General features: G+C 44.3%; 15 protein-coding genes. 9 read left to right on the top strand and 6 right to left on the bottom strand.

What is annotated here, in order from left to right:
* Positions 1-16: 16 nt before the first annotated feature.
* From ABD744_RS17795 to ABD744_RS17780, 4 genes are all read left to right on the top strand, one after another.
* Positions 17-958, top strand: a complete 942-nt coding sequence (locus ABD744_RS17795; protein ID WP_344799910.1) for a helix-turn-helix domain-containing protein — start codon at positions 17-19, stop codon at positions 956-958.
* Between the two features lie 54 nt (positions 959-1012).
* A complete protein-coding gene (locus tag ABD744_RS17790) occupies positions 1013-1303 on the top strand; it encodes a putative quinol monooxygenase (protein ID WP_344799909.1) in 291 nt (96 codons plus the stop codon).
* Between the two features lie 108 nt (positions 1304-1411).
* Positions 1412-2188, top strand: a complete 777-nt coding sequence (locus tag ABD744_RS17785; protein ID WP_344799908.1) for a substrate-binding periplasmic protein — start codon at positions 1412-1414, stop codon at positions 2186-2188.
* A 170-nt stretch (positions 2189-2358) separates the two neighbouring features.
* Positions 2359-3075, top strand: coding sequence for a hypothetical protein (locus tag ABD744_RS17780; RefSeq protein WP_344799907.1), 717 nt, complete (start codon positions 2359-2361; stop codon positions 3073-3075).
* 10 nt (positions 3076-3085) lie between these two features.
* On the opposite strand, the gene ABD744_RS17775 is transcribed toward ABD744_RS17780, so the two are convergent.
* Together ABD744_RS17775 and ABD744_RS17770 are read right to left on the bottom strand one after the other, a co-directional pair.
* On the bottom strand, positions 3086-3727 hold the full coding sequence (locus ABD744_RS17775; RefSeq protein ID WP_344799906.1) for a glycine-rich domain-containing protein: 642 nt from the start codon (positions 3725-3727) through the stop codon (positions 3086-3088).
* 38 nt (positions 3728-3765) lie between these two features.
* Positions 3766-4647, bottom strand: a complete 882-nt coding sequence (locus ABD744_RS17770) for a LysR family transcriptional regulator (RefSeq protein ID WP_344799905.1) — start codon at positions 4645-4647, stop codon at positions 3766-3768.
* Between the two features lie 119 nt (positions 4648-4766).
* Between ABD744_RS17770 and ABD744_RS17765 the strand changes: the two genes are divergently transcribed.
* Entirely contained in the window at positions 4767-5198 is a 432-nt protein-coding gene (locus ABD744_RS17765; RefSeq protein ID WP_344799904.1) for a PACE efflux transporter, read from the top strand.
* 132 nt (positions 5199-5330) lie between these two features.
* Here ABD744_RS17765 and ABD744_RS17760 read toward each other — a convergent pair whose 3' ends face one another.
* Positions 5331-6371: an MBL fold metallo-hydrolase gene (locus ABD744_RS17760; RefSeq protein WP_344799903.1), complete on the bottom strand. Its 1041-nt coding sequence runs from the start codon at positions 6369-6371 to the stop codon at positions 5331-5333.
* A 190-nt stretch (positions 6372-6561) separates the two neighbouring features.
* Between ABD744_RS17760 and ABD744_RS17755 the strand changes: the two genes are divergently transcribed.
* The gene (locus tag ABD744_RS17755) at positions 6562-7170 is read left to right on the top strand and encodes a TetR/AcrR family transcriptional regulator (protein WP_344799902.1); all 609 of its coding nucleotides are present in this window, start codon (positions 6562-6564) and stop codon (positions 7168-7170) included.
* A gap of 18 nt (positions 7171-7188) precedes the next feature.
* Here ABD744_RS17755 and ABD744_RS17750 read toward each other — a convergent pair whose 3' ends face one another.
* Positions 7189-8052 (bottom strand): substrate-binding periplasmic protein, encoded by an 864-nt coding sequence (locus tag ABD744_RS17750; protein WP_344799901.1) that lies wholly within the window; start codon positions 8050-8052, stop codon positions 7189-7191.
* A 242-nt stretch (positions 8053-8294) separates the two neighbouring features.
* Between ABD744_RS17750 and ABD744_RS17745 the strand changes: the two genes are divergently transcribed.
* Positions 8295-10337: a 5'-nucleotidase C-terminal domain-containing protein gene (locus ABD744_RS17745; protein ID WP_344799900.1), complete on the top strand. Its 2043-nt coding sequence runs from the start codon at positions 8295-8297 to the stop codon at positions 10335-10337.
* Between the two features lie 88 nt (positions 10338-10425).
* On the opposite strand, the gene ABD744_RS17740 is transcribed toward ABD744_RS17745, so the two are convergent.
* Positions 10426-11292 carry a PhzF family phenazine biosynthesis protein gene (locus ABD744_RS17740; protein ID WP_344799899.1) on the bottom strand — a complete coding sequence of 289 codons (867 nt, stop codon included), beginning with the start codon at positions 11290-11292 and terminating at the stop codon, positions 10426-10428.
* Positions 11293-11429: 137 nt separating this feature from the next.
* Positions 11430-12044 (bottom strand): SMI1/KNR4 family protein, encoded by a 615-nt coding sequence (locus ABD744_RS17735; protein ID WP_344799898.1) that lies wholly within the window; start codon positions 12042-12044, stop codon positions 11430-11432.
* A gap of 360 nt (positions 12045-12404) precedes the next feature.
* Between ABD744_RS17735 and bfr (ABD744_RS17730) the strand changes: the two genes are divergently transcribed.
* On the top strand, positions 12405-12875 hold the full coding sequence (gene bfr / locus ABD744_RS17730; RefSeq protein ID WP_344799897.1) for a bacterioferritin: 471 nt from the start codon (positions 12405-12407) through the stop codon (positions 12873-12875).
* A 2-nt stretch (positions 12876-12877) separates the two neighbouring features.
* Positions 12878-13348, top strand: a complete 471-nt coding sequence (gene bfr, locus ABD744_RS17725) for a bacterioferritin (protein WP_344799895.1) — start codon at positions 12878-12880, stop codon at positions 13346-13348.
* The last annotated feature ends 97 nt before the right edge of the window (positions 13349-13445 follow it).

The following is a 13445-nucleotide window of genomic DNA, read 5'->3' as shown; positions in this document are numbered from 1 at the left end:
AGCCTATTGCATTTCTATGAAGTCGATTTCTGAATACACCCAATCGAACATTTTGGTGATTCCTCAAGCGCTGTATTCCATGAAGGACGCCTCCGTGGTTGCAGCCCACAGAGATTCTGTTGTGTTTTATAAGTGCTTGATGGATGACCTGGAAAATGTTGAGTTCTATACCAATAAGGCGTGCGTGGTGTTTATTGATGAAGGGCGAGAAGTGCTCACTAACAGCAGTAATACTGCGACAGAACTGGTAGCCGGTCATGCCGTTTTGCTTCCTAAAGGGCTGAATCTGCACTCAGACTTTGTCAAAACGACGAAGTCTCTGAAAGCTTTTCTTGTATTTTTTGACGACGATCTGGTGTTCGAATTTCTTAGCAGAAATAAGGCGATTATCGAAAAACCAAAGGGCGGAGAACACTTATGTGTGGTGAAAGATAATGGTTGCATGAGGGCTTTTTTTGATTCACTGCAAACCTCTCAAATGCTGGGGGTGGCCTCTCCGGCATGGTTTGATATTAAGCTTCAGGAGCTGCTGCACCTGCTGCTCGCTTTGGGTGCCGGAGGCGCAGTGCAAAGCTTACTGCAAACCAACAATCAAAAGTTACCAAGACGTAACTTATCTCGCATGCTGCAAAATAAAGACAATCTGAAATTGACGGTGGCGGACTTGGTGCATCTATCAGGTCGAAGTCTTTCCAGTTTTCACCGTGACTTTAAGAAAATATATAACGTGCCGCCCAATCAATGGTTGATTGAACAACGGCTCGCTTACTCGAAAGATTTATTACTTCGCCAGTGCGCATCGGTAACTGATGTGGCTTTATCGGTGGGCTACGAGAACGCTTCGCACTTTATCAAGGTGTTCAAAAGCCGGTTTGGAACCACTCCAAAACAGTACATTGAAAATTCAAAAAAAGTAATCAGTGACAGAAAAACGGCATCCTTGACTGCTATTGAGTAGTTCGTACATGTGTCTCTCTTTAAAGTTGAAGCTCAATTATTTAAGGAGAACGTTATGAGCGTACGAGTGACTCTGAATTGTCAGGTCAAGACTGACCAATTTGAAACCTTATTCCCTTTTTTAGAAGATAACTTGCCGGTTGTCAGAGGCTTTAAAGGGTGCATTCAAGTCCGAGTGTTTTTTGATGCTTTATCGCATGAAATGTTGCTTGAAGAAGAATGGCTAAGTCAGGATCATCATCAGGCTTACCTCCGCTTTATTGATGCGAACGGGGTATTGGCTCAACTGGCTTCGTTCTTAGAGCAGCCTCCAACGATTAAGTATTTCAACCATGTCGAAGTATGAAGGCGGATTTCAATGGATGAATATCTTCATTTTCCGATGACCGTTTACTTGCTCTTATAAGGTTCGGCTAGACTTTAAGCGATTGGTTTGACCGTTGCTGAGGTGTCTATGCGTACTTTCTTGTGTTTAGTTTTGATTCTGGGTCATTCGCTCGTTATGGCTCAGGAACCGAAACAGCTCAAAATAGAGCGAGAGTTTATTAAGTCGATGACCATAGTGGCGCCGGTTTGGAAAAACTTCACCAATGAAGATGGCTCTGGTTTGTATTGGAGTGTGGTTAAAGAAATTTTTGAGCCAGTGGGCGTTAAGGTTGAAACGAAAAGTGTGCCCTGGAACCGGGCGATGAAGATGGTCAGTAAATACCGTGTTTACAACGCCATTGCCGGGGAAACTCTGAAAACAGAAGAGGCGCTTATTTTTCCTGATTACCCGATTGATGTGGAGTACCTGGCAGTCTTAACTAAGTCAAACAAACGAAATGCGTTTAAAGGTTATCAAAGCTTCAAAGGGAAAACGGTTGGTTGGCTGAAAGACTATGAACTGATTGATAAGGATAAGCGTAATTTCACGCTGAAAGAGTACCGGAATATTGATCAGGGTATTCAATACTTGATTGCCGGAAAAATTGATTTTTTGATTGATGAACCGGATGTCGTAGACGAGGGCGTGAAGAAGAATGGCCTTAGCCCGGTTGACTTTCAAGTGGCTCAAATGCCGGATGGCACTGAAATTTTTGTGGGCTTTAGAGTTGATCAGATTTCTGAAGAACTGATTAAGATTTATAACGAACGTGTTCCCGTATTGGTTAAATCCGGAAGAATGGAAGCCATTTATAATCGGTGGGGGCTGAGTAATATGCCAACGTCGTTGAAGGGGCAAGATTAACTAAGGAAAAAATGATTGCAAAGGGCAAGGGGTTGCCCCTTGAGCCAGACTGACATGATTAACCGAAAGTCACGATATAAAGCCTAAGCTGTGAAAATTTAAGTAAATAATTAAAGTTGGCTGTCTTTTTGCTTTTTGAGTGTATTCATCACTTCAGGGAGAGGGCAAACATGGACAATCATTACAGTTTACGACCAACCAATGTCTCAGGTGTAGGGGTATTAACCACACCAGCTAAATCATCCTCTTTGGTTCCTTTGGCAGAAGATTACCCTTCAGCCGTTTCGTCTATCCAGGTATCGCTTAGTCAAAGTGCACAAGACCCGAACTCAAGTGCCGCCAGAGCGGTGGATCAGTATGAGCAAATGGCGCAGCAATACGGCAGACAACCAGATGGTGTTCAACCGGCTAAAGAAGTCGACATAAGGGACTTGGAACCGGTAAAACTTTTTACTGAAGCAGACGTTCAGGCGTATGAAAAAACCTTATCCAACAAATTGGCGGCGGCCGGGGTGGATACGTCCATCCCGATTAAATTTGGTTTTGATTTCGAGGGGAACGTCATCGTTAAGAACGACCACCCTGACAAAGACAAAATTGAGGCCGTATTCAAAGACGATCAAGACCTGCGGAATGGCATGGTGCAAACAAGTAATCACTATTTGTTCAAAGAATTATATCGCCTGAATCAAGAGTGGGCGGCTAAGATTGAGAGTGGTGTCAGTGAAGAGGCCGCCGCTAACTGGTTACTTGATTCGGCAAAAAAGGCGACGGCAAAAGCGGCTGAGGGAGTAACTTTCCAAGGTGGTAAAACGGTTGACCCATTTGGCAACAGAGGTGGGGGCGAACTTACTTCATCTATGAAACAGGCTTATGGCGTGGTCTAACTTGTTGTAATTAATCTCCGCCGCCGCAACCTCCACCACAGCTGCTACCACAGGAGCTTCCGCCGGAATCGCCAGTGCAGCCTCCGCCACAACCAATGTGGCTGGCACAATAGCCACTTTGATTTTTGTGTTTGCAGTTGAGTGAGTAGTTGAAACCGTCCGGAATTTTCAGAGAGGCGTCCATGGCAAATAACATCGGCAGTTGTTTGGGTTTTATCGGACTGATGACTTCTCGATGACAGCTGATTCGCCACACACGTTTAATGCCGTCTTGTGCGAGGGTAGGGGTGCTCATGGCCTCAGCGGGAGTATGGTGAAGAAACCGGCCAAGGCAATGCTTGCAAAATAACTCGTAGTGTTTGGTGAATAAAATGAACTCATGCCAGGCAAGGTCGACAGCCTGGGAGGGCATAGCGACCATCTTACGACCGGCGAGATTGCAAATGTGAAAGTATTCTCTTAAACCAGACATCACCTGATTGACCTGCTCTTCGGAGAGGTGAGGGTATGTTTTGATGATTTTTTCGGGAATGGACTTAGGAAACTGGTAGCTGTCTATTCGCACTGCTCGTTTCCGTTTCAGCGCCTTTTTATATTGATAAACCCCAATTAATACAATGATAATCGCAAAGGTGATGATTAAGATGTCCATGTATTCGTCCTAAATGATCCAGGTGCTTATTATCTGAATTATTGATCAAAAATATTTTTAAGGCCATTAGCCAGCCAGGATAATGCCGGGCCAGAGGTCTTGTTCTTTTGCATAACCCGATCAATAGGCGGGTTCCAGGGCTTATGGTCGAAACTGAGTGAAATCCGGTGTAGCTCTTTTTTCTGGATGCCCGTTTCTGCCATATGGTAGGGCAAGTAACTCCAGCCCATTCCCTGTTTCAGCAAGTCGTAAATCATGTAAAAACTGTTGCTCCACCAGACTTGAGTGGACAGAGCTACAAACTGGGCCAACTCCCGACCGTCGACACCTTTTAACATGATTTGGCGGTGGGGCAACAGATCCGGGACGTTTGCACTTTCCAGTTGTGCCAAAGGATGATTCGGGCTACACACCGCATAGAACGGGAGGTTGCCCAGAAAACACAAATCCACTTCTTTTGGAAAAACCAGATCACAAAACATGAGGCCTAAGTCTGCTTTCCCTGAATGTACCAATGCGGCAATGTCGGGGCTGGCAATTGAGTGTAACTCTATCCCTGTGGCAGGAAATATCTCAGAAAACTGATGAAGCAGGGTGTCGAAGGCGGGCACCATTAAGGCACCATCGACGGCCAGCATTAAATGGGTTTCTTGTGCGTGAGACAGTGAGCTTGCAGCACTGTTCAGTTCATGTGTTTGGAGAAGTATCGCCTGAGCATAAGACAACAGTCGTTGTCCTTGTTTGGTCAACGTAGGTTTCCGTGAGGTTCGGTCAAAGAGCTGATTTCCAAGATCTATTTCAAGGTTCGCGATACCTTGGCTAATGGCCGACTGCGCTTTTCCTAGTTTGCGGGCACACGCAGAAAATGACCCGGTCTCAGCGGCTTCCACAAACATTTTCAGTTGTTCCAGGTTATACATAATGATCGAATCCTAAATACGGTAACCAAGCTAACTATCATTAAAAGTGATAGTAACTAACTTTCTATTATCTTTCATCTTTATAGAATTCAGCCTACACGTTAATTGAGGTGAAAGAAATGTCCATTAAAGAACGAATTTTTCATTCCTTATTGTTCGAAGCTGTGGCTTTAATATTGTTGGCTGGGCTGGCATATCTGATAACTAAGCAAGACCCGCTTAAAATGACGGGGTTAGCTGTGACGATTTCAGTCGTCGCTATGATTTGGAATTATCTATTTAATCTTGCCTTTGATCGTATGTATGGCAGTGATCGTATTAACCGAACCCTGGCAATGAGAATCGGTCACGGCATTGCTTTTGAGGTAGGAATGCTGGTGTTTTCATTCCCAATCATTATGGCTGTCCTGCAGTTGGACTTCTGGACCGTACTGGCATTGGATTTTGGTGCCGTGATCTTTTTCCTGATCTATGCCGTTATTTTTAACTGGGTTTACGATGTGGTTAAAGACCGGATTTCTGGCAGTGTACCGCCTGTTCAGCAGGTGTGATTCCGTATACAACCGTAGCAATGGCTTCTGAGCATGTGATCTCTGTAAGGAAGTTAGTTAGCTCACAGCTAGATCACGAGAGCCGAACATCTGTTCGGCTTTTCTTGGTTGAGTTGGCGAAGAAACTCTCAATCAATTTTTCAGTGGTTGCCACCAGGCCAGTGTTTGGTTTTTATCGTGGATGGTCACTCTGTCGCCCATTTTAGGGGTTAATAAATCCACATCTTTTTCTTGTGCCAGCTGGCTGATTTGATCGAATGGGTCTGTCCATTCATGAAAAGCTAAATTGAACGTGCCATTGTGCACGGGCAACATCTTTTTACCTTTTACATCCAAATGCGTTTGCAGGCTTTCTTTGGGCTGCATATGCACATCTGACCACATTTTGTCGTACGCCCCGGTTTCGATTAACGTGAGGTCAAAGGGACCAAAGCGCTTTCCGATTTCCTTGAAACCGTTGAAATACCCGCTATCACCGGTAAAGAAAATTTTGGTTTGAGGCGAGTTGATCACGTAAGAGGCCCATAATGTTTTGTTCCCATCCCCCAAACCCCGGCCTGAAAAGTGCTGGGACGGTGTAGCCGTAATAGTAATGTCGCTTATCTCGGTTTGTTGCCACCAGTCGAGTTCTTTGATTTTCTCTGGATGAATTCCCCAGGATATTAAATCCGCGCCATTGCCCAATGGAACGATGAACTGGTCTACACGGTCAGCAAGTTGTTGGATGCTGGCTTCATCAAGGTGGTCGTAATGATTGTGTGAAATGACCACCGCTTTAATGTGAGGCAGCTGATGAATACTAATCGGGGGTTGGTGAAATCGTTTTGGTCCCATCATTGAAAAAGGCGAAGCGCGCTCCGAAAACATGGGGTCCAGCAAAACGAATTCGTTGCTGATTTTCAAAAGCATACTGGAGTGGCCGAGTCGCCACACGGAATCTTGCTCAGTGGAAAGTAAATCTTCAGTCAACATAGGGGTGACAGGAATCACCGCTGAAGGCTCGGTATTGACTTGTGGCTCCGTGATGTATCGTTTTAGGATCTTCCACGTTTTGCCCCATTCAAATCCGGGTGTTCGCTTGTCGTTGTAAAATTTGCCGTTCGCAAAGTTACTGGACTGGACTTTATCGTTGAGGTTTTCGGTGATATTTGCGTTCAAGGAACACGCCGACATGGTAAGCCCTCCTAATAGGCATAAACCTGCGATCACGACTGTTGTTTTCGTCTTATGTGGCTTCATGGAGCTCTCTGTAACAGGTTGTATAAAAGTAAACTACACTGGCTAGTTTACATAAGGATTTTGAAAAGTAAACTTGGAAGTGTAAAATTGCCGATGAAATGTAATTTATGAATGGGCTAACGCATTGGATAAAAAGCTATCTGTGTCTGAACAAAAACGACACGCAATTTTAAACGGCGCCAAACAAGCGTTCATTGATCAAGGGTTTGCCGCGACCAGTATGGATCATGTCGCGAGCATTGCTGGTGTTTCCAAGCGGACGGTATACAACCATTTTTCAAGTAAAGAGGATTTGTTCTCAGCCATAGTTCTGGAGTTGGTTGCTTTATTCAGTCAAAGTATGGCTTTTACGTTTCAAGCGGATCGACCCGTCCGAGATCAATTAATCGCAATTGCTGATGCGAAAATTCAAGTGATGTTGAATGAAGATTTAGTGCAATTGGCGAGACTCGTATTATCGGAGACGATTCGTTCGCCGGATAAAATGTGTGCTCTTATGGATAAAGCTCAAGAGGGAGATGACTTGTTCAGCCGTTTTTTGGAGGAAGCAAGACAGCAGGGTGCACTGCAGATAGAAGATATCTGTTTTGCGAGTAACCAATTCACCAGCTTGATTAAAGGTGCCGTATTTTGGCCCGTTGTGGTGATGGGTCAGCCGAAGCCATCAAAAGAGGCGCAAGCGGTCATCGTTGAGCGAACGGTGGATATGTTTCTGGCGTCTTATGAAAAATAATTGGTAATTACCACGTTCTTAATTTTTGTGGTCATTGTCTGCTGGGTAAGCGGATTGCAGATAGCTTTCAATCATCCGCTCCAGCTGACCGTTCATTGAGAGCGTTTCTAACGTGGTGTTCAGGGTGTTTGACAATGCCTGGTGGTTGTTAATCTTCTTCGAGATCGCAGCGTACGTCTTTTGCTTACCTAAGGCAGGCGTCAAAGTTTGCAGTTTGGATCGTTTTTTGGAGTAACTGGGACTGTTAAGATAATGTTTCAGTACGAGTTGGTTGAAGATCATCAGGTCGATTCTGTCCAGTAGCAACATGTTGAGGCCTTGAGTGTAAGAGTTTACCTGAATGATATTTAAGTTCGACAGCTGATCTATGTTGAGGGTAGAGCTGGATCTGCGAATTTTACCTATTCGATAGGAGACTAAATCCTCCAGTGTTTGGTAATGAATGTCCGTCGCACTGTGTTTGATGAGAAGCACCTCAGATTCAATAATGGGGTAGGAAAAGTGGAACAACACTTCTCTCTCTGGTGTTTTGTAGGTGGCTGCGAGAATGTCTGCCCGTCCTGTCTTTACCTCCTCGACTGCCCTGGCGAAGGGCTTAACCTTAAATTCTAAGTGATAACCATGGCGACTCAGTGCTGCCCGCAAGACTAAGCCCAAAATGCCGTGATCTTTGTGTTTGTCAGTAAAGTAGGGAGGGAATTCAGCCCCGACAACCTGGAGGGTCGGTGAGTCTGAGCGCGTTTCACCATAAGTCATCCCGGTGGCGCAGCATAGCCCTATCAGGGTCAAAATATAATAATTAAGCTGAACAATGGGTTGAACCCTTGCTCCAAAAACCTCAATAATAAACTGCCTCGTTAATCGTTGTTTTAAAATGCTCATTGACAGATTGCCATACCTAAGGGGCACACTGACTCCGCATTTTGTTGATTATTGTTTTGCTGTAGATGCTTCTGCAGTCCCTGCAAAAATTCCATTCTTATCTCCAAATGGCCAGATACTTAGATATTTATTTTTATGTTATTTCATAATAGAAGAAGTCTTTAAAATCTTTTAATAAAGTTGTCACTATCTGGCTCATAGACTGGCTCGTAAATTACCAATCATTTTCAAAGGATTGATTTATGAGTCTTAACATCAGGTTTGAAGTTTGTGCACTTTCATTGGCAATGGCTGCGTTATTAACGGGTTGCAGTGATAGTGACAGCTCTTCAGGTTCTTTTGACGCTAACGCGGCATCCTCTGCGGGAAACTTTACATTACAGTTGCTGCATAATGCTGATATGGATGGCGCGACAGGTGCACTGGACAATGTCGAGTCGTTTTCGGCAATTGTAGGCGCACTTCGTGCTGATTACCCGAACAACACTTTGTTGTTGAGTTCTGGCGATAACTATATTCCTGGCCCCAGGTATTTTGCGGCATCAGACAATGCCATGAACTTTATCAGTGGCGTTGGTGAGGCAGGTAATGGCCGTGCCGACATCGCCTTTATGAATGCAATAGGGTATCAGGCTTCAGCGGTTGGCAACCACGATCTGGATGGTGGTACGGCTGAGTTCGCAAGCATTGTTGCGGCAAGTGGCAACTACGCCGGAGCTAAATTTCCATATTTAAGTGCTAATCTCAATTTTTCAACGGATGCGAATCTGAGCGATTTGGTGAAAGCTGACGGCCAGAATGCCGGTGATGTTCCGAATGCTTTGGCGAAATCAACGATCATTGAGGTGGGTGGAGAAAAAATTGGCGTGGTTGGCGCAACCACTCCAACCTTAGCCAGCATCACCAATACCGGAGACATTGATATTCTGCCTGATTCCACGACGGATCATGTGGCATTGGCTGCGTCGATTCAGCCTGCGGTTAATGCATTGGTTGAGGAAGGGGTCAATAAAATTATTCTTCTTTCCCACATGCAAGTGATTGAAATTGAAAAAGATCTGGCCGAATTACTGACGGACGTAGATATAATCGTTGCCGGAGGCTCAAATACTTTACTGGCAGATGCCAATGATCGCTTGTTGGTGGGGGATACAGCGGCAGACAATTATCCGTTGAGTTTTGACGATGCAGATGGCAATCCAACTTTAGTGGTGAATACCGACGGCGATTACAAGTATCTTGGGCGCTTAGTTGCCGAGTTTGATGCGAGTGGTGTTTTGGTTATGTCGTCGTTGGATGAGGCAGTAAATGGTGTTTATGCCTCAGATGAAACGACCGTTGAGAATTTGAGTGGTCACATAAATTCCGAAGTTACTGAGATTGTCACGGGTTTACAGCTGGTTCTTGCGGAGCGTGATGGCAATATTCTAGGTAACTCCAGCGTGTACCTGGATGGTCGACGTGGCCAGGTCAGAACTCAGGAAACGAACTTGGGGAATCTCACTGCGGACGCGAACCTGTGGCAGGCTCAGCAATACGATAACACCGTACAAATCTCCATTAAAAACGGAGGGGGAATTCGAGATGATATCGGTTTAGTATCGTTTCCTCCCGGATCTACAAATGCAGATGATCTTACTTTTTCGCCGAACCCAGCCAATGCCCAGGTTGGTAAGGGAACCGGCGATATATCCCAGTTTGATCTGGAAGGCTCATTACGTTTTAACAACAGCCTCACGATTATGGATATTACCGCTCAAACGTTATTTGATGTGTTAGAGCATGCGGTGTCCGGGGTTGAGAATGGGGCTGGTCGTTTTGCTCAGGTGGCAGGTGTTCGCTTCAGCTTTGATCCCGCTCGAAATCCGCGCATGGCGGATGGCGCTACCGTTACTCAAGTGGGTGAACGTGTTCGTTCTGTAGCTGTGTTAGATGCCGATGGTAATGTGGTGGATGCGGTTGTGGAAAATGGTGTTTTACAAGGTGACCCAGCGCGTACTTTCCGAATTGTTACGTTAGGATTTTTGGCAAGTAATAACGAAGGCGTGGGTGGTGATGGTTATCCTTGGTCGTTCCCGTTGGTGAATGAAATTGAGCTTGAAGATGTTTTGGATGAAGACGGGTTAGCTACTTTTGCTGATCCCGGTTCAGAACAAGATGCGTTGGCGGAATATCTGCAAGCGAACTTTGCAGCTGATACTTCGTTTAACGTCGTTGAAACGGACCTTGCAGATGATGAACGCATTCAGAACCTAAGTGCAAGAGCCGATACCGTATTGCCTTAGTTTTTTGTTCATAAAGTCAAGCATTCTAAAAGTATAAGCCCGCCACTGGATTACTGGCGGGTTTTATTTTGAGTGCTGGTGAATCCGACTAACTGGAAAAATGGATGTTTGCAATCGAATGAACGTCGCCACTGATCAGGATTTCAAGTTCTGATTCTTGGTCAGATACCAGACAATTTATTTTGCTTGGTCGACTGACAAAACGTCCCTGACTGATTTGAAAGCTTTGCCGGGTTTTAACCAAACCCGCCTGGTGCAGAAAGGCAGCGGCCGGACCAGCAGCACTGCCCGTGGCGATGTCTTCCACCGTTCCTTCGTTATTCCAGGTTCGGCCTTCAAAAGTGTTTATGTCTAACACATAAACGAACTTGGCTTTGTGTTGCTCAAGCAGTGCTTCAAAGTCGGGAATTGATATTTTGGCGTGCTCTATGCCTGAAGTGATCGGGACGATCAGGTAATCCAGTCCAGTGGATACAACCTGACAAGGCATGTCGGCTCTACTGGACTCGGGCAGGTTCAGTGCATTAAACACCTCAACTCGACTCTGCTCATCTAAGACCCCCAAAAACTCCGGTGTACCCTGATTCATTTCGGCGGTAATAAACCCTTCTTGTTGAGTACTAATCATCTCAACTTGTTTCTTATTAAGCTGAATTGTCCAGTGATGGGTTGCTTCAGAACCATACTCTTCATGAAGATGTGCGGCGAGACCAATAAGCGGATGGCCGGCAAAATCTAACTCTTCTTCCATGGTGAAAATTCGGGCACGAACAGGAGAAGTACCAGGTTCACTTAATACAAAGATGGACTCAAATTGGCGCATTTCACGTGTCAGACTCAACATATCTTGTTCAGTTATATCCGAACAGTTCCAGAAGATGGTTAAGCCATTGCCTGCTAATTTTGAGCTGGCGAATACATCGACCAGTTTGGCTTTGATTGAGTGGAGCTCCATGCTTTGTCCTGCTTATCGTTGAAATGATCAAAACAGTCTAGCACCCGAAACTGAACGCTTTTAGGTACAGTTTCGGGTTGGATTTAAAGCACAGTTATGCCTTGAACTTAAAGCTCATAGAGTAGATAAAGTGAAGGTTAGTATTCGTCTAAATAATTCTCAAACACACCAACCCACTCATCATAGTAGGGTTCGGCGTACTTTTTAATGAATGGAAACAGCCATTGGGCCGGGATTTCAAGAAGATTGAAGTCATCGTCCATCGGTTGGTCTATGCCAGGGAAGTTAAGTGCGTGTTCTACCGCAAAAGCGCAGGCAAGAAATTCGCCAATGGAGTCAGCAATCGGGCAGAACTCCCAAACACCCGTGCCGTGAATGGCACTGTAAACAGGGGAGTTAGGTCCCTGGTCTTTCAACGAAACAATGATTGGGTCTGCGCCTTCGTGGCCAATCAGAAACCAGTCGTCATCCCAGTTTTCGATTTTTTCATTGGTTTCCGGGTTGAAGTTATAACCCGGCAACGTCCAGGACATTTTGTCTCGGGATAATAATTCAACGGGCGGACCGACGCTTTCAATGGCCAGATTTAGGTTTGGGCAGACGGTTTCGATATAGGCTTTGAGTTCGGGAGGGAAGGAGATCCCTTTTTCGTTTTCTAGCGCTTGGCGCTCGGCAATATCAATGCCTTCTGCCAATTTAAAGTCTGTGGTAATGAAACTCTTAATGAGTGTAATGGATTCTTCTAAATTCATAATAAACCTTATTTAAAAATTGCCTGATATTTGAATTCAGATAATTAAAAAGTGAAGTTACTGCCTTAAGGCTAATAGTATCAAGATATTTATTTTAAGCCAGATTTGGATCAATTTTTTCAAGAATAATTCTTATTGAAATTGGCTTTTATTACGAAGATCTTGTCCAATTTCTGATGCGGAATTTGGATGGTAATTGAACGCGAAATACAAATGATAATGACTCTATTTTTTATTCTAAGTTGCTTATTTATAAGGAATATATTGATTTCTTCTTTATATGAAAATAGTCTTGTTTCTATCTCAAAATGATCTATTATCTTGTCATAAATCAGTACATTCAGGTAACAGGACAGAACCATGAAATCCAAACCCAATATTTTAGCTGCGTTGAATCGAATTCTTACATTCGAATTGACTTCGATTAATCAGTACTTCTTGCATGCTCGTATTTATAAAAACTGGGGATTGGAAGAACTGAATGAAAAAGATTACAAAAAGTCCATTAAAGATATGAAGCAGGCGGATCGTATTATTGAGCGTGTTTTATTTCTTGAAGGATTGCCCAATTTACAAAAGTTAGAGAAGTTGCGTATTGGTGAAAATACCGAAGAGATGCTTCAGTGCAACTTGGATTTTGAAGTCGAGCAGATCGCTGCGTTGCGTGAAGTGATTGAGCTGTGTGAAAACGAGCAGGATTATGTCAGCCGTGAAATGCTTGAGAAAATTCTGGAAGAAGAGGAAGAGCATCTCGATTGGATTGAATCTCAGCAGTTCCTGATTGCCAATACCGGAATCGAAAATTATCAACAATCAATGATGGAAGATTAACCATGCAAGGCAGTAAAAAGGTAATAGACCTTCTCAACAAACAGTTGACCTTGGAGTTAACCTCCATGGATCAATACCTGGCCCACTCCAAAATGTACGAAGATTGGGGCATTAATAAACTTCATGACAAACTATCGCATGAATACGAAGAGGAACTAGACCACGCGAAGAAGCTTGCAGAGCGGATTTTGTTTCTTGAGGGGACGCCTGACACCGCATCAAGAGAACCGATTCATGTCGGTAAAGATGTAAAAGAAATGCTTCAAAACGATTTGGAAGCTGAGCGTGTGGTGGCTGAAAGCTTAAGAAAAATCATCAAGGTGTGTGAAGAAGAACAAGACTATGTCAGCCGTGAGATTCTTGAAGCGCTGCTTGATGACACTGAAATGGATCACATCTATTGGCTTGAACAGCATCTCGGATTAATCGACAGGATTGGTTTGCAGAATTACATCCAGTCTCAAATGTCATAAACAACCAAGTGTTGTATTAATGTAAGAAGCACAAACCAAGAAGAACTTTTGGTTTGTGCTTTTTTTTGTGCTTTGAAACCGGTAATCATAGACTCAA

It is taken from the genome of Litoribacillus peritrichatus, assembly GCF_039537985.1.
Lineage (GTDB): Bacteria > Pseudomonadota > Gammaproteobacteria > Pseudomonadales > Litoribrevibacteraceae > Litoribacillus > Litoribacillus peritrichatus.
This window is presented reverse-complemented; position numbering and strand designations above follow the sequence as displayed.